Origin of the sequence: Streptomyces sp. NPDC002055 (assembly GCF_040296705.1) — a bacterium.
Classification (GTDB): Bacteria; Actinomycetota; Actinomycetes; order Streptomycetales; family Streptomycetaceae; genus Streptomyces.
Window position 1 is genome coordinate 42,034 of the sequence record NZ_JBEOXS010000040.1, and the last position, 22,222, is coordinate 64,255.

Here is a 22,222-nt window from a genome sequence, read left to right on the forward strand (position 1 = left end):
GGCAGAACGTAGAGGCGGGCCGACGGAGCGGAGCACTGCGACGCGGCCGGAGGCAGATCGCACCGCAGAACACAAGCTCCGCTCTGTTCCCGGCGCCGCGGCAACCGCTGGGCGCGTATCCGCAGGTCCGAGCATCCGCCAAAAGGACGTTAAGACCCTTCCGTTTCGCGCCAAGAACGCGCAAACGCTGCCTGCAGCCGATGCGATCCGGGCTCACCCTGAGCTGACCGTTGACAGGAGGAGTCTTCGTATGTCCGTTCTCGCCACCGAATCCGGCACCGCACCCAACGCAGAGGAACCCCCCGATAGCGACGCCCGTCACAAGCTCACCGCGGTGACCGGCCTCGCCGCGCTCTCGCTCGACGCGATGGCCTCCGTGGCCTACGGGCCCGAGGCCATCGTCCTGGTGCTGGCCGCGGCAGGCGGCTACGGGCTCGGTTTCACCCTCCCCGTCACCGTGGCGATCGCCCTCCTGCTGGCCGTGCTCGTCGCCTCCTACCGGCAGGTGATCGCCGCGTTCCCGGACGGCGGCGGCAGCTACGCGGTGGCGAAAGCACACCTGGGACGGCGTACCAGCCTGGTCGCGGCCGCCTCCCTGGTCCTGGACTACGTCCTCAATGTCGCCGTCGCGGTCACGGCCGGCGTCGCCGCGCTCACCTCGGCCTTCCCCGCCCTCTACGAGGACCGGCTGTGGCTCTGCCTCGGCGTGCTGGTCCTGATCACCGGCGTGAACCTGCGCGGGATCGTCGACTCCGCCCGGGCCTTCATCGCGCCGACCGCGGTCTTCATCGGTTCGATCCTGGTCCTCATCACGGTCGGCCTCTTCCGGGACAGCCCCGCTTCCACCGAAGCCGCCGCGGGTCACGCCTCGGCCCTCGCCGACAACGCCACCACCGTCGGCGCGCTGCTGCTGCTCAAGGCCTTCGCCTCGGGCTGTTCGGCACTGACCGGGGTCGAGGCCATCGCCAACGCCGTACCGTCGTTCCGGTCACCCGCGGCCCGGCGAGCGCAGCACGCCGAAGTGGCCCTGGGCGCCCTGCTCGGGGTGATGCTGATCGGCCTGTCCGTCCTGATCTCCCGCTTCGGACTCCAGCCCGTCGAAGGTGTCACCGTCCTCGCCCAGCTCGCCGACGCGTCCATCGGTCACAACATGGGCTTCTACGTCATCCAGTTCGCGACCATGCTGCTGCTGGCGCTGTCCGCCAACACCTCCTTCGGCGGGCTCCCGGTCCTCCTCAAGCTGCTGGCACGCGACAACTATCTGCCGCACGTCTTCGGGCTGAAGGCCGACCGCCAGGTCCACCGCCACGGCATTCTGGCCCTGGCCGCCGTCTCGGCACTGCTTCTGGTCTTCTCCGGAGGCGACACCAACACCCTGGTCCCCCTCTTCGCGATCGGCGTCTTCATCGGCTTCACCGTCGCCCAGACCGGCATGGTCATCCACTGGCGCCGCGTCCGCGGCCGTCGATGGAAGGGAAAGGCCCTGCTCAACGGGGTCGGCGCACTGCTCACCGGCGTCAGCGCCGTCGTCGTCACAGCCGGCAAGTTCCAGGAGGGAGCCTGGCTGATCGTCCTCGCGCTGCCGCTGCTGGTCGCCGCGTTCGAGATCGTGCACCGTGCGTACACCCGGATCGGGGAGCGCCTCGGTCTCGGCCGCATCCCGGAAACCCCGCACCGCGACCGCTCGCTGGTCATCGTCCCCGTCTCCTCGCTGAGCCGGCTGACCAGTGAGGCGCTGACCGCCGCCGTGTCCCTCGGCGACGAGGTGCGCGCGATCACCGTCCGCCACACCGACCCCGAGGACCGCACCCGGACCGAGGCGCTGATGATGGACTGGGCACTGTGGAACCCCGGCGTCCCCCTGGTGCAACTGGAGTCGGCCCACCGCTCCCTCGGCCGGCCCATCACCACCTATGTCCGGGAGCTGTCCGAGACACTTCCCGGTACCCGGATCACCGTCCTCATCCCGGAGGTCGAACCCGCTCGCCTGTGGCAGCGCCTGCTGCAGAACCAGCGCGGCGCGGTCGTCGCCCACGCCGTACGCCGGGACACCGACGCGGTGATCTGCCGACTGCGATTCCAGCTGTCCGACCTGCCCTGACAAGGCACCGGCACGGGGAGCCGCATCGTCGAGGCCGGTGGAGGCCGGGAGCGCCACCGCGCCCTCCACAGGCCGACGGCAAGTGAGAAGCCCAGCACAGTGATCAACGGTTCACGGGTTTATGGATTCAGGATTTCGTGTACCGTGACTGGTGTGCTGACGCTCGCTACCGACATCGAGGTCCTGGCGCGGTTCGGCCGCGCCCTCGCCGACCCCATCCGCTGCCGGATTCTCCTCGCACTGCGCGAGGCCCCGGCCCACCCCGCCGATCTCGCCGACACCCTGGAGATCTCCCGGACCAGACTGTCCAATCACCTGGCGTGCCTGCGTGACTGCGGCCTGGTCGTGGCCGTGCCGGTCGGCCGCCGCACCCGTTACGAGCTCGCCGACGAACGTCTCGGTCATGCGCTGGACGACCTGCGCACCGCCGTGGTGGCCGTCGAGGCCGACAAGACCTGTGCGGACGCCGACGAGAAGGGCTGCTGCTGATGACCGCCGGGATACCCATGGGTATAGGCCCGGCCCCGGCCCGCCGGGACGCCCTGGCTCGACGGATACGGCTGCTGGTCGCGGCGACGATCACCTACAACGTCATCGAGGCGATCGTCGCGATCACCGCCGGGACGATCGCCTCCTCCACCGCGCTGATCGGCTTCGGGCTGGACTCGGTCATCGAGGTCTCCTCCGCGGCGGCCGTCGCCTGGCAGTTCTCGGCCCGGGAGCACGCCGTGCGCGAGGCGAGGGAGAAGAAGACCCTGCGGATCATCGCGGTGTCGTTCTTCGCGCTGGCCGCCTACGTCGCCATCGACGCAGCTCGCACGTTGGCCGGCACCGGTGAGGCCGAACGTTCCGTCCCCGGCATCGTCATCGCCGCGCTGTCCCTGGCCGTGATGCCGTTCCTGTCGGCCGCCCAGCGCAAGGCCGGCCGCGAACTCGGCTCCGCCAGCGCGGTCGCCGACTCCAAACAGACACTCCTGTGCACCTACCTGTCCGCCGTCCTCCTGGCCGGCCTGCTCCTCAACGCCACCGTGGGATGGTCGTGGGCCGACCCGACAGCCGCTCTCGTCATCGCCGCCATCGCGGTCAAGGAAGGCCGAGACGCCTGGCAGGGCAAGGGCTGCTGCGCGCCCACCACTGCGGCTGTGACCGCATCGGCGCCTGAGACCGACGCTTGCGGCTGTCGCCCCGGCTGCGACTGCTGCACATGATCGGTGGCCCCGGTTCTGCCGCGCTCATGGACATCAGGAACCCTGGGCCGGTACGGACACCGGGCCAGGACTCGGTGTCCGTACCAGTTGTCGGCCGACGGCCTGCCGACACACGATCAGCTCACTTGCCGGTCGTGATCAGCACTGCACAATGTCCCTGCCGCCGTCTCTCAGGTAGCCGTTGTAAACCCAGCCGTATTTCGTTCCTGCGGTACGCACGTACGTGAACGTCGGTCGTGCAGTAGTAGTCGACCTTGTTGACACGGCTGGCGGTGTGCTCGGGGTCGCAGTGCCAGGCCGGGCCGTCGCGAAGGGTGACGTCCCCTCGTGAAGTACTGCCCGTACGGGCGGTGGTCAAGGTTACGTCCGGGAACGCCACAGGCCATGGCTTCCGCGATGTCCGGCCAGCGGTCCAGGACGCTGCCGCCGGCGGCCGGGATCGCCCAGGCCCGCTCCGCCATTTGCACAGAGTTCTGCTGTTGATGTCCGCTTCGTAGCTCGTAGATTCCCGGTAAGTTTTCCTCCACGCCGACTCGGTCTGGTCCTCCCCGCGGGCACTTGATGCGCCGACAGGAATTCTGACGAGACCTTGATATCGCGACCGCCGCAAGGTGTTGTCGCCTCCGGAGCGTCCGGAACCAGGACCTGAGTCGCGGCTCCTCCCCCTGAACAGCAATGAGCACGACCACGAGATCTCGACGCCATTTCGGCACACCGCCGAGCGAAAGCCCGTCAGTAATCCGCAAAGAAAAGCGCGGCCCGGATCCCACTGACACCGCCATCCGCTAGATTCACCGTCAGGGACACCCGAAGTCCCCAGGGGCGGGCGGCTCCCCCCGTCCGCACCCTCACATTCCCCCACCCGGGCCTGACACGCTCCCGAGGTGGGAGCGCAGGCAGTCCGGCATCGCCCTGCCTGCGCTCGGCCCGTCGGCGGTGGGGCCCCACCGCCGACGGGTCCTTCCACCGTTGGCGCAGGATCCGTCGGCCTTGACGCACCGTTGACGGCCACTCCCCCGGACGGACTCGCTCGCACCCCGATCGGACGGGAGCATGGGCGCACGTCAGGCGCACTGCCCCTGGTGCCGCACGGCACGCGTCGCCCCGGCTCATGGTCCAGCCGATCCCGGCCGCTGCACTCCGGCCGGCCGGCACCACGCCTCCTCGGGGCCGGAGGCACTGGACAGGGGTCAGGTCGAGGCCGAAGGCGGAAGGTCGGGGTGCACCGGCGGACGGCCCTTGGCGGAGCGCAGGCTCAGCACCATGGTCATACCGCCGCCGGGCGTGTCCTCAGCGGAGAGCGTGCCGCCCATGGCCTCGACGAAGCCCCGGGCCACGGCAAGACCGAGCCCGACTCCGGCGCCGCGCGGCGCGTCCCCGTACCGCTGGAAGGGCTCGAAGATGCGATCCTTCCCGGAATCCGGGACTCCGGGGCCACGGTCCATCACGCGCACCTCGACACGCAGACCGATCGCACTCGCGGAGACCAGCACCTTTGAGTCCTCGGGGCTGTATTTGACGGCGTTCTCCACGATGTTGGCCACGCTGCGCTCCAGCAGCCCGGGGTCGACGTCCACCATCGGCAGGTTCTCCGCGATATCCAGGTGCACGCTCCCCTCGGGCACACCACCGAGCGCCATCGGCACCACCTCGTCCAGGTCGACCTCACGGATCAGCGGGCTGAGGGAGCCGGTCTGCAGCCGGGACATGTCGAGCAGGTTCCCCACGAGGTGGTCCAGCCGGTCCGCACCCTCCTCGATTCCGGCGAGCAGTTCGGCCTCGTCGTCGGCGGACCAGGCCACGTCGTCGGAGCGCAGCGAGGTGACCGCGGCCTTGATCCCGGCCAGCGGAGTGCGCAGGTCATGGGAGACAGCGGCGAGCAGCGCGGTGCGGATGCGATTCCCCTCGTCGAGCTCCCGGGCCCGCTCCGCCTCCCCCACCAGCCGCTGACGGTCCAGGACGACGGCAGCCTGGGCGGCAAAGGCGGCGAGCACCCGCTGGTCCTCGGCGGGAAGAACCCGACCGTTGAGTGCCAGGGCCATGTGTTCGCCGACGGGCATATCGGCGTCCGCGTCCTCGGGGCGCCCCGCGGGCCTCGGGCCGGCACTGCCCACGCACAGCCACGGGGCAACATCGCCCGCGCGCTCCAGCAAGGCCACCGAGTCCATTCCGAACGTCTCTCGCACCCGTTCCAGCAGAGCTTCGAGACTGTTGTCCCCCCGCAGGACGCTCCCGGCCAGGAAGGAGAGAACCTCGGACTCCGCGCGCAGCCGGGCTGCCTGATGAGTGCGCCGAGCGGCGAGGTCGACCACGGATGCCACCGCAACGGCAACCCCGAAGAAGATCACGATGGCGACGATGTTGATCGGATCGGCGATGGTCCAGCGATGCAGAGGCGGCGTGAAGAAGTAGTTCAGCAGCAGTGACCCCAACGCCGCGGATGCCAGGGCGGGAAGGAGACCGCCGAGGAGCGCGGCGGCCACGGTCAGCGACAGGAACAGCAGCATGTCGTTGGCGAGACCGAGCCCCGGGCCGAGGGTGTTGAGCAGCAGGGCGAGCAGGAGCGGGCCCGCCAGGGCGACCAGCCAGCCGGCGACGATGCGGGTACGCCCGAGCCGCGCCCCCCGGGCGACGGGGAGCCCGCGTCCCTTGGCGACTTCGTCGTGGGTGACGATGTGGACATCCAGGTCCGGCCCGGACTCGCGGGCGACGGTTGCGCCGACCCCCGGCCCGAACACGTACTGCCATGCTTTGCGGCGGCTCGAACCGAGGACGATCTGTGTGGCGTTCACTCCGCGGGCGAACTCGAGCAGGGCCTCGGGGATGTCGTCCCCGATGACGTGATGGAACGTCCCTCCCAGGTCTTCCACCAGGGTGCGCTGGACCGTCAGTTCCTGAGGCGATGCGGAGGTCAGGCCGTCGCTGCGGGAGATGTACACCGCCATGACCTCGCCGCCTGCGCCCTTGGTGGACATGCGAGCGGCACGGCGGATGAGGGTTCGGCCTTCGGGGCCACCGGTGAGCCCGACGACGATGCGCTCCCGGGAACCCCAGATGGTGGAGACGTCGTGCTCGGCGCGGTACTGCTGGAGATACGCGTCGACCCGGTCCGCGGTCCAGAGCAGGGCGAGCTCCCGCAGGGCCGTGAGGTTGCCCGGCCGGAAGTAGTTCGACAGCGCCGCGTCGACCTTGTCGGAGGTGTAGATGTTGCCGTGCGCCATCCGGCGGCGCAGGGCCTGCGGCGACATGTCGACCAGCTCGATCTGGTCGGCCCGGCGCACCACCTCGTCGGGGACGGTCTCGCGCTGCCGGACCCCTGTGATCGTCTCCACCACGTCGCCCAGCGACTCCAGATGCTGGATATTGACGGTGGAGATGACGTCGATGCCGGCTTCCAGCAGTTCCTCGATGTCCTGCCAGCGCTTGGCGTTGCGGGAACCAGGAACGTTGGTGTGGGCCATCTCGTCGACCAGGGCCACCGACGGCCGGCGCTCCAGCACGGCGTCCACGTTCATCTCGGTGAACGTGCTGTCGCGGTACTCCAGCTCGCAGCGCGAGACCTGTTCGAGCCCGTGGAGCATGACCTCGGTGCGCGGCCGGCCGTGGTGCTCGACGAAGGCCACCACACAGTCGGTGCCCCGCTCAACTCTGCGGTGGGCCTCGGACAGCATGGCGTAGGTCTTTCCGACGCCCGGTGCCGCACCTAGATAGATCCTGAGCGTGCCGCGTCTCATGTTCCTCATATCCTCGGAGAAAGCTCATCCATGCTGTTCGTCGACTGTACAGCCGGGCTGCTCATCACCCCGACCGCGCTTTCTGCGGAGATTCCGGCATTCATTTCTCGAAGCGATAGCCCATACCCGGATGCGTGATGAAGTGCCGGGGACAGGAAGGATCCGGCTCCAGTTTGCGCCGCAGTTGCGCCAGATAGACCCGCAGGTAATTGCCCTGACCGGTGCAGGAGGGACCCCATACCTCACCGAGCAGCTGTTTCTGGCTCACCAGGCTCCCGGGATTCCGGATCAATACTTCGAGCAGGTGCCATTCCGTGGGCGTGAGGCGCACATCTCTGCCCTCCCGGGTCACCTTCTTCGCGGACAAATCGATGGTGAACGAATCGGTCTGCACCATCGCCGTTTCGCCGACGGTCTCCTCCGCACGGGTGCGACGGACCGCTGCCCTCAGCCGGGCCAGCAGCTCGTCCATCGCAAAGGGCTTCGTGATGTAGTCATCGGCACCCGCGTCGAGGGCTTCCACCTTCTCGTCGGACGTCTGCCGGGCCGAGACCACCAGGATCGGAACCCGGCTCCATCTGCGCAAGCGCCTGATGACCTCGGTTCCGTCCATATCGGGCAACCCGAGGTCGAGCAGAACCACATCGGGCCGGCTCTCCGCGGCAATCAGCAGAGCGGTGGCGCCGTCAGGTGCGGCGTCCACCTCGTACCGTCTTGCCTTCAGATTGATGACAAGGGTTCGTACGATCGGTGGTTCGTCCTCGACCACCAGTACCCGGGTCATCGCTGTTCCGCCTTCCTCTGTGCACGAACAAGAAGCGAGAAACGCCGAGGATCGGTCCTCCGGACAGCGGGAGCGAGAGAGGGGAAGCTCCCGCGGTTCCCGACTCCCGCTGTCGGGACCGTCAGTGCCGGGTCAGGTCCCTCAGCGCGATATTGAGTTGGAGGACGTTGACATGCGGCTCGCCGATGAATCCGGCGGTGCGCCCCTCGGTGTGGTCCTTCACCAGCTGCTCGACCCTGCCTTCGTCCAGGTGGTTGGTCCGGGCGACGCGTGCGGCCTGGAGCCGGGCGTTCTCCGGTGAGATGTCGGGGTCGATCCCGGAGGCGGAGGCCGTGAGGGCGTCCACCGGGACCCGACTCCCCTCGACACCGTTCAACTCGGCGTAGGCCGCCCGGCGTTCGGTGACGGTGTCCTTGAGGACCTTGCTGTCGGCGCCGAGGTTGGAGGCGCCGGACAGCAGGATGCTGTACTGCGTGTTGACGGTGTTGGTGCCCGCCGCGGAGGGGCGGGGCTGGAACCACTTCGGGTCCGGCCGCGGCACCTCCTCGGCGTCCTGGGGATCCTTCTTCGGCAGGTCGAAGGTCTGGCCGTAGAGCGAGGAGCCGACGACCTTGCCGTCCTTCGTCACCTCCGACCCGCCTGCCTTGTCGTGGAACAGGGCCTGGGCCACGCCGGTGATCAGCAGCGGGTAGATGACGCCGCAGACCAGGGTCAGTACGAGGAGGGCGCGCAGCCCTGCCCCGGCCAGTCGTGCGGTGTTGCCGACGGTGTTGTTCATGGCGGTCACCCGATGCCCGGTACGAGGGAGATGAGCAGGTCGATGAGTTTGATGCCGAGGAAGGGCGCCACCAGGCCGCCCAGGCCGTAGATGGCGAGGTTGCGGCGGAGCATCCGGTCGGCGCTCATCGGCCGGTAGCGCACACCCCGCAGGGCCAGCGGCACCAGCGCGATGATGACCAGGGCGTTGAAGATCACCGCGGAGAGGATCGCGGACTCCGGAGAGGCCAGACCCATGATGTTGAGCTTGTCCAGCCCCGGATAGGCCACGGCGAACATCGCGGGAATGATCGCGAAGTACTTCGCGACATCGTTGGCGATGGAGAAGGTGGTCAGTGCTCCGCGGGTGATCAGCAGCTGCTTGCCGATCTCCACGATCTCGATCAGCTTGGTCGGATTGGAGTCCAGGTCCACCATGTTCCCGGCCTCCTTGGCGGCCGAGGTACCGGTGTTCATCGCCACCCCGACATCCGCCTGGGCCAGCGCCGGGGCGTCATTCGTGCCGTCGCCGGTCATCGCGACCAGCTTGCCGCCGGCCTGCTCCCGCTTGATCAGCGCCATCTTGTCCTCGGGCGTGGCCTCGGCGAGGAAGTCGTCGACGCCCGCCTCGTCCGCGATCGCCTTGGCGGTCAGCGGGTTGTCGCCCGTGATCATGACGGTCCTGATGCCCATGCGGCGCAGCTCGTCGAACCGTTCCCGCATGCCGTCCTTGACGACGTCCTTGAGGTGGATGACGCCCAGGACCCGAGCGCCCCGCTCGTCCTCGACGGCCACGAGCAGCGGCGTGCCGCCGGCCTCGGAGATGGTGTTGGCCTTCTCGTCGGCGTCGTCGGCGACCGTCCCGCCGCGCTCCTGGACCCAGGCGATGACGGAGCCCGTGGCGCCCTTGCGGACCTGGTGGCCGTCGACGTCCACGCCGGACATGCGGGTCTGCGCCGTGAAGGGTACCCACTCGGCGTGGGCGAGCTCGCCCTGGTGCCGTTCGCGCAGGCCGTACTTCTCCTTGGCGAGGACCACGATCGAGCGGCCCTCGGGGGTCTCATCGGCGAGGGACGACAGTTGGGCCGCGTCAGCGACTTCAGCTGCCGTGACACCTCGAAGCGGCAGGAACTCGGCGGCCTGGCGGTTGCCGAGCGTGATGGTGCCGGTCTTGTCCAGCAGCAGCGTGGAGACATCGCCGGCTGCCTCGACCGCCCGGCCGGACATGGCCAGCACATTGCGCTGCACGAGCCGGTCCATCCCGGCGATGCCGATGGCGGAAAGAAGCGCGCCGATCGTCGTGGGAATCAGGCAGACCAGCAGCGCGGTGAGCACGATCAGGGACTGCTCGGCCCCGGCATGGATCGCGAAGGGCTGGAGGGTGACCACCGCGAGGAGAAAGACGATGGTGAGGGACGCGAGCAGGATGTTCAGCGCGATCTCGTTGGGCGTCTTCTGCCGGGCGGCCCCCTCCACCAGACCGATCATCCGGTCGATGAACGTCTCGCCCGGCTTGGTCGTGATCCTGACGACGATCCGGTCGGAGAGCACCTTCGTACCGCCGGTGACCGCGCTGCGGTCGCCGCCGGACTCCCGGATCACCGGGGCGGACTCCCCCGTGATGGCCGACTCGTCGACCGAGGCGACGCCTTCGACGACGTCGCCGTCGCCGGGGATGGTGTCGCCGGCCTCGCACACGACCAGATCGCCGATGCGCAGGTCGGTGCCCGGCACCCGCTCCTCGGTCGTGCCGTCGAGGCGGCGGGCGACGGTGTCGGTCTTGGCCTTGCGCAGGGTGTCCGCCTGGGCCTTGCCGCGGCCTTCGGCCACCGCCTCGGCCAGGTTCGCGAAGATCACCGTCAGCCACAGCCAGGCGGTGATGACCCAGCCGAACCAGTCGGACGGGTCCGTGAGCGCCAGCGCCGTGGTGACGACCGAGCCGATCTCGACCACGAACATCACCGGGGACTTGGCCATCACCCGCGGGTCGAGCTTGCGGAACGCGTCCGGCAGCGAACTGAGCAGTTGCCGGGGGTCGAACAGGCCGCCGCCGACCCGGCCGGGCCCGTGGCCGGCCGGTGTGTCCTGATGGGGCGCCAGGGTGGGAGGGGCGGTGGACATGGAGCGGTGCTCCTCGTGCGTGGTGTCGTGGGTCGTGTGGCCGGTCATGACGCCAGCCCTTCCGCCAGGGGCCCGAGGGCCAGGGCCGGGAAGTACGTCAGGCCGGTGATGATGACGATCGTGCCGACCAGGAGTCCGGCGAAGAGCGGCTTCTCCGTCCGCAGGGTGCCCGCGGTTTCGGGCACCGGCTTCTGCTCGGCGAGGGACCCTGCCAGCGCCAGGACGAACACCATCGGAATGAAGCGGCCGAGCAGCATGGCCAGACCGATCGTGGTGTTGTACCAGGGCGTGTCGGCGCTCAGTCCGGCGAAGGCGGAACCGTTGTTGTTGGCGCCGGAGGTGTAGGCGTAGAGCACCTCGGAGAAGCCGTGCGCTCCGCTGTGGCCGACCGCGTTCGCCGCCGTGTTGTAGATCGACTCCTGCGGCGTGGTCAGTGCCATCGACAGGGCGGTGAAGCAGAGCACCAGGGCCGGGGTGACGAGGATGTAGCAGGCGGCGAGCTTGATCTCGCGGGTGCCGAGCTTCTTCCCCAGGTACTCCGGGGTGCGGCCGACCATGAGGCCTGCGATGAACACCGCGATGACGGCCATGATCAGCATGCCGTAGAGGCCGGACCCGACACCGCCGGGCGCGATCTCGCCGAGCATCATGCCCAGCAGGGTGATGCCGCCGCCGAATCCGGTGAACGAGGAGTGGAAGGAGTCCACCGCACCGGTCGAGGTCAGCGTGGTGCTCACCGCGAAGATCGAGGAGGCTCCGACGCCGAAGCGGGTCTCCTTGCCCTCCATCGCGCCGCCCGCGGCCTGCAGGGCCGGTCCGCCGTGGTGGAACTCGGTCCACATCATCAGGCCGACGAAGGCCAGCCAGATCGTGGCCATCGTGGCGAGGATCGCGTAACCCTGCCGGACGTTGCCGACCATCTTCCCGAAGGTCCGGGTCAGCGCGAACGGGATGAGCAGGATGAGGAAGATCTGAAAGAGGTTGGAGAAGCCGGTCGGATTCTCGAAGGGGTGGGCGGAGTTGGCGTTGAAGTAGCCGCCGCCGTTGGTGCCCACCAGCTTGACGACCTCCTGGGAGGCCACCGCACCACCGTTGACCTGCTGGGTGCCGCCGGTGAGCGTGCCCACCCCGTGGATGCCGGCGAAGTTCTGGATCGCGCCGCACGCGACCAGGACGACCGCGCCGATGACCGCGATCGGTATCAGGATGCGGACGGTGCCGCGCACCAGGTCGGCCCAGAAATTGCCGAGTTCCCCGGTGCGGGAGCGGGCGAAGCCCCGGACAAGAGCCACCGCGACGGCGATCCCCACGGCGGCGGAGAGGAAGTTCTGCACCGCGAGGCCGCCGGTCTGCACGACGTGGCCCATGGCCTGCTCGCCGTAGTACGACTGCCAGTTGGTGTTGGAGACGAACGACGCGGCGGTGTTGAAAGCCTGGTCCGGGTCGATCGACGCAAAGCCGAGCGAGCCGGGCATGCTGCCCTGGACGCGCTGCAGCAGGTACAGGAAGAGGACACCGATGGCGGAGAAGGCGAGTACGCCGCGCAGATACGCGGGCCACCGCATCTCGGTGTCCGGATCGGCGCCGATGACGCGGTAGATCCACTTCTCGACGCGCAGGTGCTTGCCGGAGCTGTACACCGCGGCCATGTAGTCGCCAAGAGGGCGGTACGCCAGAGCGAGCGCCGCTATCAGCGCGAGCAGCTGGAGCACACCGGCGAGGGCAGGGCTCATATCGTGCTCAGAACCTCTCCGGGAAAATGAGGGCGAGGACGAGATAGCCCAGCAGGGCAACCGCCACGACCAGTCCGACAACGTTCTCGACGGTCACAGCTTCGCCACCCCCTTGGCGATGAGCGCCACCAGCGCGAAGACCGCGATCGTGGTGACAACGAAGGCCACGTCGGCCACCGTGCACTCCTAGGGACTTTTTCGGACAGAGACCGGGCCCGCGGAATTGCGGACGCCACAGGGAAGGAAACCCCTCCTACCGGCGAGTAATGACGTCCTTGACAGCTCCCTAACGGCCGCAGCCATGGCCTTGACGCATCCTTGACGGCGCCCGGCACCTCGCGTCGCAGCAGACACTCCCGGCAGGCGAGGGTTCCTGAACCCATGCGCCCATGACCGAAACCGCCACGGACAGCACCCCGGCCACCCGGGTCGGTCACCGGCCCAGTGGGCGGACACCTCACCACTCGCGCTCGGGAGCAACGCCTTCCGAGCCGCCATCAGGCATCAAGGGCTCGTCAGGGACCGGGCTCACGCCGTCATCAGCGCGTCAATATCCAGGGGGACACCCCGCAGCATGTCGCCGGCGGCGGACACTGATCGTGGCTGCACCACTCGTGGTCGCACCAGGAGGCGATCCCATGAATTCCACACGACGTGACCCACTGCTCCTGGACCTGGCGCTGCCGATGGCAGGGGTGGCCGCCGCATTGCTGACCGTCGTACTCGCCCTGGCGGGCGCGAACCCCCGTTCGGCGTGGCCGCTGGGCATCTTCCTGTCCGGCGACGCCGCCAACTGGCACTGTTCAAGGGCGACTTCACCCAGGACAGCGCCTACGGCGGTGCCGTCTGCGGGTGGCCGCACGGTGCCTGCCGAGCCCCCGTCCGCGCATCCTCACGCGGCGGGCACGCTCGGCGCGGGACACGACTCGGCGAGCGTCTTCCACTGGCAGAAAATCGGCTCTGACCTGGGGGTTTGGGTCTTTCAGAGCTGTCAGGGCCTTGCCCTCCTACTCAGCGGACCCTGAAAAGTCCCTGAGACAGAGCCGAAAGTCCCCGAAAAATCCCTGGGGAGTGCCTGGTTTGGAGCGGCCCGACCAGGGTGGTCGAGCCTGCATCGGCCGTGCAGGCGACGAGACTCGAATCCGCGATCTATGCATGGTGAGGGGACGCAAGATGGTGACGGGTAGTGCTGCGAACGCCACCGAGTCCCGGTCCCCAGGTCTACCTCGCGGCTCCACCTTCGCCGGCGCCCCCGCCCGCCAGCCGCTCCTCGATCAGAGTTCCAGTGAGGTGCGATCAGCCCGCCGTTGAACAGTGCCTGCCAGCCCGTGCTCGCCGGAGTCGCGCTTGCCCACTACTTCCCGGCACCCACCCTGCGCCAGCTCCTGAAGGAGCCCGGTGTCACTCGTTCTCCGATTCTCGGAATTCGGTGACCATCTCGTCGGCGTGCACATAGCTGGGCGCACTGTCGACGCCACCGAGACTGGTCGCGCCTCCCTTCTCCTGCCATTCCTCGAGCAGACGCCCTCGCCGATCTGTCGGCAGGGCCTCCACCCAGGCCCTGTTCTCCGGCGAGAGCTGCTCCAAGAGCTTCTCAAGTGCGTTGCCCACAGTAAGCCTCATACATTTCAAATCAACCGAAATGGGATTCCAGGCTACAGGGATGCGTGCCGCCTGAGGCGGAGCACACGCAGGCGCCCGGAGCGCCCGGGCGCCCTCAACGGGTTCGGGTGCGTCGCCACCGGACACCCCCTTCCGCCGACGTGACGATCTGATTTCTCTGTGTTGACGACTGCTCGCGCCTCCCCACACAGACTGCACATGAGCGGCGCTCTCCCGGCCCTTTGCTGGCCGAAGCCCCACGCGCACGGGGTGTGCCGGGCAAGGGGGATGCGCGGGACCGTGCCGGGAGCAGCCGAAGCAGAAGGAGTGCGGCCAGTGGCACTGTCGACGCGCGTCTACCTGCCCACCGCCCCGGCTCACCCACCAGAGTCCCGAATGCGAGGCACCGTGATGAGACGGAGACTGGAGGAGACAGGTACCGACCTCGAAACCTGTCTGCCCACCGTCCCCAGTGGGTACCGCCCCCGCGGGAGGAAGCTCCCCGGGGGCTCTGTCGGAGATGTGCGCCGTCGTCACCCTGACATCTATTCCGCAGAGCAGCCCTGCGTGCGACAGGGGTGCCACGCTGTCACGGTCACCGCGGCGTCCGCCGGCCCTTTCGCCGCGCTGAGCAAGACCCCCGGCCGGGTCGCCGGGGAGACTGACCACCTGAAGGGCCGGTGTCGTACCACCGTTGCTGGTGCCTGCTGTGCCACGCTTGAGGGGTTACTCCAAGCCCTTCCTCTTGAGGGCTGAGCGGGCCCCCGGGATGTGTTCCCCCTCTCCCGGGGGCTTTCGCTTTCCGGGCGTGCCCCTCCCGGGACCTATGGCGATCCGGGCCTCCTCTGTTTGCGCGGTACTCGCGGTGCATGCCCGGAACGCTGTTCTCTGACGTGGTCTGTCAATGGCAGCAGCGGCGATACCTCCGTCGGGCTGGAGTGCGCGGGGAGCCGGTGGCGGCGGCGCAGAGCGCTGCCCAGGCTGCGGCGAGGCCTGCGGCCTTCAGGCGCCGGGACCGGTCGGGGAGCATCGTGCCGAAGAGGACCGCGTCGGACAGGTCGGCGGCGATCCGGCAGGCGGTCACGGTTCGCAGCGCGGAGGTGCGGGTGGCCAGGAGCATGGCTGTGCCGATGGCGGCATCGCGTGCGCCGATGGCGCGGATCAGCAGGGCGGTCGCTGCGGGCACTGTGCCGTCGGCGTCGGTCAGCCCGCACGGCCTGGCCAGCCATGCCGGACGGGCCATGATGGCGACGCTGTAGGCGGCGGTCGCCGCTCCCAGCACGCGCAGCAGCGTTGCGGACATTGCGGTGGGCCCCTCTCTGGTCGCTCGATGGCATACCCGAACCTCGGCCTGCATCCCCCGGGCGCTTGGTGATGCGTGCTCATCTCACGGGTGTTCTGCCGCGGTGGCCACTGGTGTACGGCCACTCGGAGCAGGCGCGCGTTCGTTGTGCGGTGGTGAGGGTTCAGCTTCGGGGGACGCCGGTGTCGGGTGTGTGCTGCCTGGAGCTGGGGCCGTGCCAGTCGACACAGATCACGGTGGCGTCGTCGAGCAGGTTTCCTCCGGTGGCTTCCCGTAGTGCGCGCATCAGCGAGCAAACCGCTTCGCGGGGGTGCAGGCCGGCTCCGGCTTCGATGCAGGCGGGGAGGTCCAGGGTGGTGGTGTTGCGTTCGAGCATGCCGTCGGTGAGCAGCACCAGCCGGTCCCCGGGTGCCAGGTCCAGTTCCTGCACCCGGTAGGCGCCGTCCCAGGGGGCGCCGAAGGGCAGATCGACTTCGGGTTCGATCTCGCTGACCTGTCCCGCGCGCAGCCGTAGCGGCCAGGGGTGGCCGGCGTTGATGAAATGCGCGCGGCCGCTGGAGAGTTCGATGGTCAGCAGCTGGCCGGTGACGGTGGCGTCCTGTCCGTAGTCGCAGACGGCCTGGTGTGCGGCCCGGGCCTGTTCGGCCAGCGGAGCGTGGGCGCGGCGGGTGTTGCGCAGGGCACTGACGGTGAGAGTGGCCAGCAGGGCGGCGTGGACATGATGGCCCATGGCATCGGTGAGGGAGACGTGCAGGCTCTTTTCATCCAGGCTGTAGTCCAGGGTGTCGCCGGAGATGTCGTGGGCCGGTTCCAGCGCGCCGGCGATGGTGGCCTGGCCGGTGTGGCAGGACAGGGCGTCCGGGAGAAGGTTCTGCTGGATCTCGGCGGCCAGGGTCGGAGGGATACTCCGTCGGACCGATTCGTAGAGATCGGTGAAACGGCGGTTGGAGGTCACCACGTAGGCCAGAGCGTGTGCGGCGCCCATGATCTGCTGCTGCTGGCGCGGGCTGGGGCGGCCGGCTGTGATCAGTTCCAGAAGGCCGACGGCATCGCCCCGGGCGGTCACCGGCACCAGCACCCGGCATTCGCCCGCGGAGCCGGAGATGTCGGCCAGGTACAGCTGCTGGGACCGGAGCACCTTGTCATAGACGGTGCCGGGCAGATCGATGCGGTTGCCCTCGGGGCCGGTGGTGACGGGAGGGAGCTGCCAGAGGGCGTCGCCGTGGAAGTCGGTGATCAGGAAACGGGCCTGGCGTGCGCCCATCTGGTCCGCGAGGATCCGGGCCACCACGGCGACCGAATCGACCGGTGGTGCCTGCTCCACCGCCGCCAGCAGCCGCTCGACCAACAGGTCCTGCTCAGTCACCGCACCTCACCGCCACCGTTCCATCATCCCTGTCGCCCGGCACTTCACGCCTGGCGAGGACCCCTCAGCTGACTTCGCTGAACGGACTCCCGGTCGCCAGCGCGGCGCGGCCGGCCTCGGTGGTTTCGACCATGGCGCCGCGTTCTCCATTGGCCGGGACGACGATGCGCACGAGGTTGTACTGCCACAGCTGAAGAGAGACCCGGTACCACTGGATCTGCCGCCGGAGCACTGCCGGGTGTCCGGCGATTCTGCCTGGCTCGGCCGGGCTCAGCTCGTGGAAGAAGTCGGACATCACCACCGGCACGGGGGACTGCGTGATCAGCGTCAGCAGCGCACGTTCATCGGTGCTCAGGACCATGCGGTCAGGCTAGAGCGGGAGACCGGACACACCAGCGAACCTGTGCGGTCATACCGATGGCGTGTCTCCCACCTCCTGGCTCGGCCCTCTCCGGTCAACCGACGGCGACGGCGATAGCGCGGCAAAGGCCCCGGCCCCTGGGCCTCGGGCCTCGGTAGGTGAGAGACCCGCGAACGGGCGGGTGGGGGTCAGAGCCAGCCGGCTCCCTGTGAGATCCGTATGGCGTCGATCCGGTTGCGGCCTCCCTTCCCCCCACCGCGCTCACTCTTCATCCTCGTCGTACTCCTCGCCGTATTCCTCGTCATCTTCTTCCGGCTCCTCGGCCTCTTCTTCGCCCTCGCCCTCCTCGTATTCGTCCTCAGCCTCAGCCTCGTCTTCGTCTTCTTCTTCCTGCTCGCCGGAGTCCTGGTCCTCGTCGTCTTCCAGGCCCTCTTCGTGGGTGCGGACGACTTCCCCGTCGCGGATCTCGCCGCGCCAGCCCTCGACCTCCTCCTCGGCGGCCAAGGTGACATACCTCTGGAAGTGCTTCATGTCCAGCCGCAGTCGGCGCCCTTGAGCCCTCCAGAGGTTGCCGGTCTTCTCGAAGAAGCCGGAGGGGTAGTACTCGATGACGGCGACGATACGCGTCAGATTCGGCGTCAGTTCGTGGAAGCTGATAACCCCTCGGGTCGAGCCCTTGGCTCCCTCGGAGTTCCAGACGATGCGCTCGTCGGGCACCTGTTCCTCTACGGTCGCCTTCCAGCTGCGGTTGGAGAAAGCAACCTTGAGCTTCCAGTCCGATTCGATCTCGTCCGACATCTTGACGCTGGTGACGCCTTTGGTGAAGGAGCTGAAGTCCTCGAACTGCGTCCAGCAGTCGTAGACGGTGCGCAACGGCAGGCCGACGTCGAGCACCTCGATGATGTTGGTGACCTTGGTGCTGCCGGACTTGCCGCCGCCACCCCCACCAAAGGCGTCCTTGACGCCTCCGAGGACCTTGTCCTTGACGCCCTTGGCCTTCTCACCGAGAAAGGCCTTCATGGGATTCTCGCCGCCCAGGACACGCTTGCCGATCGCGAGCATGCCCCCGCTGTCACCGTCACCGCTGCTGAGCTGATCGGTGAGGCCGGTCAGCTTGTCACCTGCCGACTCCACCCACCGTGAGGTACGGGCCATCAGATAGTTGCCCAGTTCGTCGCGCAACTGATCGAGGCCGGAGCCGCCCTTTTCCGTGGTGTCGTCGTCCGCCTCTGCCATGGCGCATCACCTCCGGCGACCGCTACGGGCGGGAGCCTTCTTGGTTGCCGCCTTTTTGGCCGGCGTCTTCTTGGCGGGTGCCTTCTTCGCTGAAGTCTTCTTGGCGGCCGCCTTCTTGGGTGCCTGCTTGGGAGAAGACTTCTTTGGGGGCGCCTTCTTCGCGGCGGCCTTCTTGTCCGTGGGTTCACTCTCCCGGCTCTTCTTCGTCGGGCGGCGCCGCTTCCGGGGCTCCTGCTCCTCAGGTTCGGGCTCGTCCTCTTCCCCCTCGTCCGTGGCCGCCTCTTCCTCTTCCTCCTCCTCTTCCTCTTCGCCTTCGTCCTCGAAGGCGTCCTCCTCCTCGTCTTCCTCCGGCGCCTCCTCGCCACCCTGCAGAGCGCGCGTGCGCTGCCCCAGGGCATCGGTCACGGACCCGAGGCCGCGGTTGGCCGCCGCCGACAACGCGGAGCGGCCCGAGCCGAGCAGCTCGCCGCGCACCTGCTGGCTGAGCTGCTCGAACTGAGGATTCTCGGCGAGTTTGCGCACCCCCTGGGTCACGAGCTCCTGGGGGTTGAGTTTGCTGCCTGCCGCCAGGGCTGCCAGGCCCAGAGCGAGCTTCCCCTTCTTCGTCCGGCCGAGAACGTAACCGGCCGCAACGGCTGCAGCGAGGGTCTTCTTGGTGCTGTCGTCCATGAGCAGGCCTCCGGGTTTTCGTTCCCTTCGGGATGAGGCGCCACGGTCCGGGACGGACCCGGGAGCTCCAGCGGCCGCGATCACGACCTCGCGGGCCGCCCCCACCTCGCTCGGCGTTGCCCATCCGCGAAACGGGGGCACACTTCCACCATCCTCCGGGAGCCGGTACATCGCATCCCGGCCCAGGCAGGGCGCCAGCCCGAAGCGCGGACTTCGCCGGAGAGGCCGCCCGGCGGAAGGTCCTGCCCGCCGGGCTGTGGCCGCCGCCACGAGCGTCCCCTCTCTCCCGGGTCACCGGTGCCGCTCGCCAACCGACTCGACCTGGCCGGATCGGGTCCTTCGTCCTACGGTGTGCGGCCGACGGTCTGAGTGACCGTCACCTGGACGGCCACGGGCCCAGGCATGCCCTGCCGGGCGAGATGGCCGGTGACAGCGGACCGGACGTGTCGGCGGACCTCTCGTGCCGTGTCCAGTGCGCGGCGGTCGTCGTGCAGGATGCACCGCACTTCCACCCGCCACCCGGGGGCGTCGGGGAGCTCTTCGGCGCGGATGCCGGCCTCGGCGGGCAGGGTGTCGATGCCCAGGGCCTGCTGCATGCGCGTGGCGGCGCCGGCCAGCCGGTGCTTCAGCGTGGGCTGCAACCCGGCCACTCCGGGGACCGCCAGGGCTGCCTGAGCGGCGACGTGGTGCATGTCCGCCGTCCTGACCGGCGTCATCACTCATCACCTTCCCGATGTCCGGTCTCGCCGGGGGCGCTCAGCCGGTGCGGTTCCAGTGTGTCGACGATTTTCAGATCCACATCGGCGAGAGCCAGTCCGAGAGCGCGGTCCGCGGTGCGAACCACGGCTCTGCGCACCTGGGCGGCTCGTTCGTCCAGCGGCCGGTCCAGCCCCACGGCGAGAGTCAGGACCACCCGGATACGGCCGCCGTCATCCGTGGTGGTCAGGCGACAGCTGACCGCCCGTGCACCGGGCACGCTGTCGGCCGCCCGGCGCAGCACTCTCGCGGCTTCGGTCTCGGCAATGCGCAGATCCTCGGTGGGGGCGCCCAAGGGCAGCATCCGTCCGAGCCGCGTCTCGGCGCGGACGGCGGTCATGACACGCTCGGCGAGGGTCTGCCCGCTGGGCCTCTCCTGGGCCCGCAGAGCGTGGGTGGCCTCGTCCAGAGCCGCGAGGCCCGCGACGGCCTCGCGGCAGTGCGGGCAGTCGGCCGTGTGGGGGTCCACAGGGATACCGTCACGGGCCTGCTCCCAGACGTGACTGAGCGGGCGTCCGCAGGGAAGCCGCTGGTCGCCGACGATCCTCGCGGCGGCGTCCTCGAACCGATGCCCGCCGGTCACCACGGCGTACTGCTGAGCCGGCAGCCCACTGGGGGGCTCGTCTAGCGCCATGGGCCCATCTCCTCGGTCAGCGAGCGGCGCGCCCGGAAGAGCCTGCCGCGTACGGTCTGTTCAGTGGTGCCCGTGACCTCCGCGATCTCTGCGTAGTGCAGGCCGTGCAGTTCCCTCAGTACCCAGCATGCACGCTGGTCGGGGGGCAGTGCGTGGAGCGCCTCGGCCAGGGCCGCAGTGGCAGCGTGGCTCACGGCGGCGCGTTCCGGGGCATTGTGTCCGTTACGGGTCGCGGGCTCGGGCACGGAGTCCAGCGGAAGAGCGGGAGCGCCGCCACGCAGCGTGTTGAGACAGCGGTTGGTGACGATGCGGTACATCCAGGTCCGGAAGGCGGCGTCACCACGGAACTCCGGCAGTCGGCGCCAGGCGCTGAGGAAGGCGTCCTGGACGGCGTCCTCGGCGTCCGTCCGGTTGCCGAGCAGCTGGTGGGCCAGAGCCAGCAGCTGACCGCTGTGGCGACGGACCAGGACGGCGAAGGCATCGTCGTCCCCCTCCCCGGCCCGCACGGCCAGCAGCCGGTCGTCCAGAACCGTGAGGCCGTTCCGGGCGGCCCCGGAGCCGACGGCGGCGGGGGCGGCGGAGCCGCGCTCCCGGGGCTCGGCCGTCCGCCGAGGCAAGGAGAATCCGCCCTGCTTCTGCATCGGCGCTCGCTCCTGGTCTGGGACCTTCCCGTGTCCGGGACGCATGGGGCGTACGGATCGGACGCCGTACCTGCACCCCCGACCGGTCACCCCACCCGCACATATGTGACCTGCATCACTCTAACGCGTGAGGAATGGGGCTGCGGTGTGTCCAATTCTTTGACGGGCACCACACCGGTGTCCGCGCGGATCACGAGGAGATCCCCATGACGGACACCACCGTCCGCCCCACGACTGCTGAAGACCAGTCGCTGAGGGCCGGCAAGACGTCTCAGGACCGCCGGGGCATCGGCACGGCGGCCGAGAGCAGAGGCAGGACCACCATCGCGGACAGCGTGGTGGAGAAGATTGCCGCCATCGCGGCCCGGGAGGTACCGGGCATCCACAGCCTCGGTGCCGGAATGGCCCGCACGTTCGGGGCCGTCCGTGACCGGGTGCCCGGTGGGCGTCCCGACGTGGCTCGCGGAGTGAAGGTCGAGGTGGGCGAGCGTCAGGCCGCCGTGGACCTCGATGTCGTCATCGAGTACGGCATGCCCATCATCGACGTCGCCGGCGATGCCCGCGGCAACGTCATCTCGGCCGTGGAACGCATGACCGGCCTGGAAGTCGTCGAGGTGAACATCACCGTCGATGACGTCCATCTGCCCGACGAGGAAGACGAACAGGAAGAGACACGGAACCGGGTGACGTAGCCCCGGCATCGGCATGCTTCGACGCACCGTGACGAGGCATGACGGCCGGAAAGGGAGCGAGACACATGAGCACTGCAACCGTAAGCCTGCTCGCAGGCATGGCCCTCGGCTTCGCCGGCTACTTCGGTGGCTTCGGCGCATTCCTGGTCGTAGCAGGACTGGGCGCACTGGGTCTGATCATCGGCAGCTTCCTGCAGGGCGACCTCGTCCTGGGGGAGTTCGTGCACCGCCGGGAGGAGAGAGAATCCCGGGCCGGCACCTCCGCCCCCCGTAGCCCCTACCAGCGGCCCCGGAATGACTTCGGCCCCGTCCGGAGCCGAGTGCAATGACCGCCACCGCATCCCCTCCGGCGCTTCCGACCGGGCCGACCGGAAGCGCGGGGGCCACCCCGCACCCGCCCCCGCCACCACCGGCTGAGCGGGGGGCGACAGTGATCCCCAGCAGAGTGGTGGCCCGTATCGGAGCGCGAGCCGCACACGAGGAACTGACCCGCCAGGCGGGGAGTACACCCGTACACCGCGGCCT

At 68.9% G+C, this 22,222-nt stretch carries 20 protein-coding genes; 5 read left to right on the forward strand and 15 right to left on the reverse strand.

What is annotated here, in order from left to right; genetic code table 11:
* Nucleotides 1-250 precede the first annotated feature (250 nt).
* The 3 genes from ABT112_RS23615 to ABT112_RS23625 all read left to right on the forward strand — a co-directional run bounded on the left by ABT112_RS23615 (nucleotide 251) and on the right by ABT112_RS23625 (nucleotide 3,309).
* The gene (locus ABT112_RS23615; RefSeq protein ID WP_351512628.1) at nucleotides 251-2,101 is read left to right on the forward strand and encodes an APC family permease; all 1,851 of its coding nucleotides are present in this window, start codon (nucleotides 251-253) and stop codon (nucleotides 2,099-2,101) included.
* 153 nt (nucleotides 2,102-2,254) lie between these two features.
* Entirely contained in the window at nucleotides 2,255-2,590 is a 336-nt protein-coding gene (locus ABT112_RS23620; protein ID WP_351512630.1) for an ArsR/SmtB family transcription factor, read from the forward strand.
* Nucleotides 2,591-2,607: 17 nt separating this feature from the next.
* Nucleotides 2,608-3,309: a cation efflux transmembrane domain-containing protein gene (locus tag ABT112_RS23625; protein ID WP_502975422.1), complete on the forward strand. Its 702-nt coding sequence runs from the start codon at nucleotides 2,608-2,610 to the stop codon at nucleotides 3,307-3,309.
* Between the two features lie 1,190 nt (nucleotides 3,310-4,499).
* On the opposite strand, the gene ABT112_RS23630 is transcribed toward ABT112_RS23625, so the two are convergent.
* The 15 genes from ABT112_RS23630 to ABT112_RS23700 all read right to left on the reverse strand — a co-directional run bounded on the left by ABT112_RS23630 (nucleotide 4,500) and on the right by ABT112_RS23700 (nucleotide 21,005).
* The gene (locus ABT112_RS23630) at nucleotides 4,500-7,043 is read right to left on the reverse strand and encodes a sensor histidine kinase (protein WP_351512634.1); all 2,544 of its coding nucleotides are present in this window, start codon (nucleotides 7,041-7,043) and stop codon (nucleotides 4,500-4,502) included.
* Between the two features lie 100 nt (nucleotides 7,044-7,143).
* Entirely contained in the window at nucleotides 7,144-7,827 is a 684-nt protein-coding gene (locus ABT112_RS23635) for a response regulator (protein ID WP_351512636.1), read from the reverse strand.
* Between the two features lie 121 nt (nucleotides 7,828-7,948).
* Complete coding sequence (kdpC, locus tag ABT112_RS23640) at nucleotides 7,949-8,605, reverse strand: potassium-transporting ATPase subunit KdpC (RefSeq protein WP_351512638.1); 657 nt, start codon at nucleotides 8,603-8,605, stop codon at nucleotides 7,949-7,951.
* Nucleotides 8,606-8,610: 5 nt separating this feature from the next.
* Entirely contained in the window at nucleotides 8,611-10,704 is a 2,094-nt protein-coding gene (gene kdpB, locus ABT112_RS23645) for a potassium-transporting ATPase subunit KdpB (protein ID WP_351512665.1), read from the reverse strand.
* 44 nt (nucleotides 10,705-10,748) lie between these two features.
* Entirely contained in the window at nucleotides 10,749-12,437 is a 1,689-nt protein-coding gene (kdpA, locus tag ABT112_RS23650; RefSeq protein ID WP_351512640.1) for a potassium-transporting ATPase subunit KdpA, read from the reverse strand.
* Between the two features lie 7 nt (nucleotides 12,438-12,444).
* Nucleotides 12,445-12,534 carry a K(+)-transporting ATPase subunit F gene (gene kdpF, locus ABT112_RS23655; RefSeq protein ID WP_037770757.1) on the reverse strand — a complete coding sequence of 30 codons (90 nt, stop codon included), beginning with the start codon at nucleotides 12,532-12,534 and terminating at the stop codon, nucleotides 12,445-12,447.
* A 1,304-nt stretch (nucleotides 12,535-13,838) separates the two neighbouring features.
* Nucleotides 13,839-14,048 carry a hypothetical protein gene (locus ABT112_RS23660; RefSeq protein ID WP_351512642.1) on the reverse strand — a complete coding sequence of 70 codons (210 nt, stop codon included), beginning with the start codon at nucleotides 14,046-14,048 and terminating at the stop codon, nucleotides 13,839-13,841.
* Between the two features lie 892 nt (nucleotides 14,049-14,940).
* Nucleotides 14,941-15,342, reverse strand: coding sequence for a hypothetical protein (locus ABT112_RS23665; protein WP_351512644.1), 402 nt, complete (start codon nucleotides 15,340-15,342; stop codon nucleotides 14,941-14,943).
* Between the two features lie 163 nt (nucleotides 15,343-15,505).
* Nucleotides 15,506-16,708 carry a PP2C family protein-serine/threonine phosphatase gene (locus ABT112_RS23670; RefSeq protein WP_351512646.1) on the reverse strand — a complete coding sequence of 401 codons (1,203 nt, stop codon included), beginning with the start codon at nucleotides 16,706-16,708 and terminating at the stop codon, nucleotides 15,506-15,508.
* Between the two features lie 64 nt (nucleotides 16,709-16,772).
* On the reverse strand, nucleotides 16,773-17,069 hold the full coding sequence (locus ABT112_RS23675; RefSeq protein WP_351512648.1) for a hypothetical protein: 297 nt from the start codon (nucleotides 17,067-17,069) through the stop codon (nucleotides 16,773-16,775).
* Between the two features lie 261 nt (nucleotides 17,070-17,330).
* Nucleotides 17,331-18,305: an SRPBCC family protein gene (locus ABT112_RS23680; RefSeq protein WP_351512650.1), complete on the reverse strand. Its 975-nt coding sequence runs from the start codon at nucleotides 18,303-18,305 to the stop codon at nucleotides 17,331-17,333.
* Nucleotides 18,306-18,311: 6 nt separating this feature from the next.
* Complete coding sequence (locus tag ABT112_RS23685) at nucleotides 18,312-18,974, reverse strand: hypothetical protein (RefSeq protein ID WP_351512652.1); 663 nt, start codon at nucleotides 18,972-18,974, stop codon at nucleotides 18,312-18,314.
* A gap of 344 nt (nucleotides 18,975-19,318) precedes the next feature.
* Nucleotides 19,319-19,690: an Asp23/Gls24 family envelope stress response protein gene (locus tag ABT112_RS23690; RefSeq protein ID WP_351512654.1), complete on the reverse strand. Its 372-nt coding sequence runs from the start codon at nucleotides 19,688-19,690 to the stop codon at nucleotides 19,319-19,321.
* Nucleotides 19,690-20,364, reverse strand: coding sequence for a hypothetical protein (locus ABT112_RS23695; protein WP_351512656.1), 675 nt, complete (start codon nucleotides 20,362-20,364; stop codon nucleotides 19,690-19,692). The genes ABT112_RS23690 and ABT112_RS23695 overlap by 1 nt, the downstream gene beginning before the upstream one ends.
* Nucleotides 20,355-21,005 (reverse strand): RNA polymerase sigma factor, encoded by a 651-nt coding sequence (locus ABT112_RS23700; RefSeq protein ID WP_351512658.1) that lies wholly within the window; start codon nucleotides 21,003-21,005, stop codon nucleotides 20,355-20,357. Before ABT112_RS23700 ends, ABT112_RS23695 begins: the two co-directional genes overlap by 10 nt.
* Nucleotides 21,006-21,211: 206 nt before the next feature.
* On the opposite strand from ABT112_RS23700, the gene ABT112_RS23705 reads away from it, so the two are divergent.
* Entirely contained in the window at nucleotides 21,212-21,697 is a 486-nt protein-coding gene (locus ABT112_RS23705) for an Asp23/Gls24 family envelope stress response protein (RefSeq protein WP_351512660.1), read from the forward strand.
* Between the two features lie 65 nt (nucleotides 21,698-21,762).
* A complete protein-coding gene (locus tag ABT112_RS23710) occupies nucleotides 21,763-22,026 on the forward strand; it encodes a hypothetical protein (protein ID WP_351512667.1) in 264 nt (87 codons plus the stop codon).
* The last annotated feature ends 196 nt before the right edge of the window (nucleotides 22,027-22,222 follow it).

What these genes read in the sequence shown, in the direction of transcription:
- kdpA (WP_351512640.1), bottom strand. Translation starts at nt 12,437, where the DNA reads ATGAGCCCTGCCCTCGCCGGTGTGCTCCAGCTGCTCGCGCTGATAGCG.
- kdpC (WP_351512638.1), bottom strand. Translation starts at nt 8,605, where the DNA reads ATGAACAACACCGTCGGCAACACCGCACGACTGGCCGGGGCAGGGCTG.
- ABT112_RS23700 (WP_351512658.1), bottom strand. Translation starts at nt 21,005, where the DNA reads ATGCAGAAGCAGGGCGGATTCTCCTTGCCTCGGCGGACGGCCGAGCCC.
- ABT112_RS23710 (WP_351512667.1), top strand. Translation starts at nt 21,763, where the DNA reads ATGAGCACTGCAACCGTAAGCCTGCTCGCAGGCATGGCCCTCGGCTTC.
- ABT112_RS23695 (WP_351512656.1), bottom strand. Translation starts at nt 20,364, where the DNA reads ATGGCGCTAGACGAGCCCCCCAGTGGGCTGCCGGCTCAGCAGTACGCC.
- ABT112_RS23635 (WP_351512636.1), bottom strand. Translation starts at nt 7,827, where the DNA reads ATGACCCGGGTACTGGTGGTCGAGGACGAACCACCGATCGTACGAACC.
- ABT112_RS23625 (WP_502975422.1), top strand. Translation starts at nt 2,608, where the DNA reads ATGGGTATAGGCCCGGCCCCGGCCCGCCGGGACGCCCTGGCTCGACGG.
- ABT112_RS23630 (WP_351512634.1), bottom strand. Translation starts at nt 7,043, where the DNA reads ATGAGACGCGGCACGCTCAGGATCTATCTAGGTGCGGCACCGGGCGTC.
- ABT112_RS23665 (WP_351512644.1), bottom strand. Translation starts at nt 15,342, where the DNA reads ATGTCCGCAACGCTGCTGCGCGTGCTGGGAGCGGCGACCGCCGCCTAC.
- ABT112_RS23675 (WP_351512648.1), bottom strand. Translation starts at nt 17,069, where the DNA reads ATGGTCCTGAGCACCGATGAACGTGCGCTGCTGACGCTGATCACGCAG.
- ABT112_RS23685 (WP_351512652.1), bottom strand. Translation starts at nt 18,974, where the DNA reads ATGGACGACAGCACCAAGAAGACCCTCGCTGCAGCCGTTGCGGCCGGT.
- kdpB (WP_351512665.1), bottom strand. Translation starts at nt 10,704, where the DNA reads ATGTCCACCGCCCCTCCCACCCTGGCGCCCCATCAGGACACACCGGCC.
- ABT112_RS23705 (WP_351512660.1), top strand. Translation starts at nt 21,212, where the DNA reads ATGACGGACACCACCGTCCGCCCCACGACTGCTGAAGACCAGTCGCTG.
- ABT112_RS23680 (WP_351512650.1), bottom strand. Translation starts at nt 18,305, where the DNA reads ATGGCAGAGGCGGACGACGACACCACGGAAAAGGGCGGCTCCGGCCTC.
- ABT112_RS23690 (WP_351512654.1), bottom strand. Translation starts at nt 19,690, where the DNA reads ATGACGCCGGTCAGGACGGCGGACATGCACCACGTCGCCGCTCAGGCA.
- ABT112_RS23615 (WP_351512628.1), top strand. Translation starts at nt 251, where the DNA reads ATGTCCGTTCTCGCCACCGAATCCGGCACCGCACCCAACGCAGAGGAA.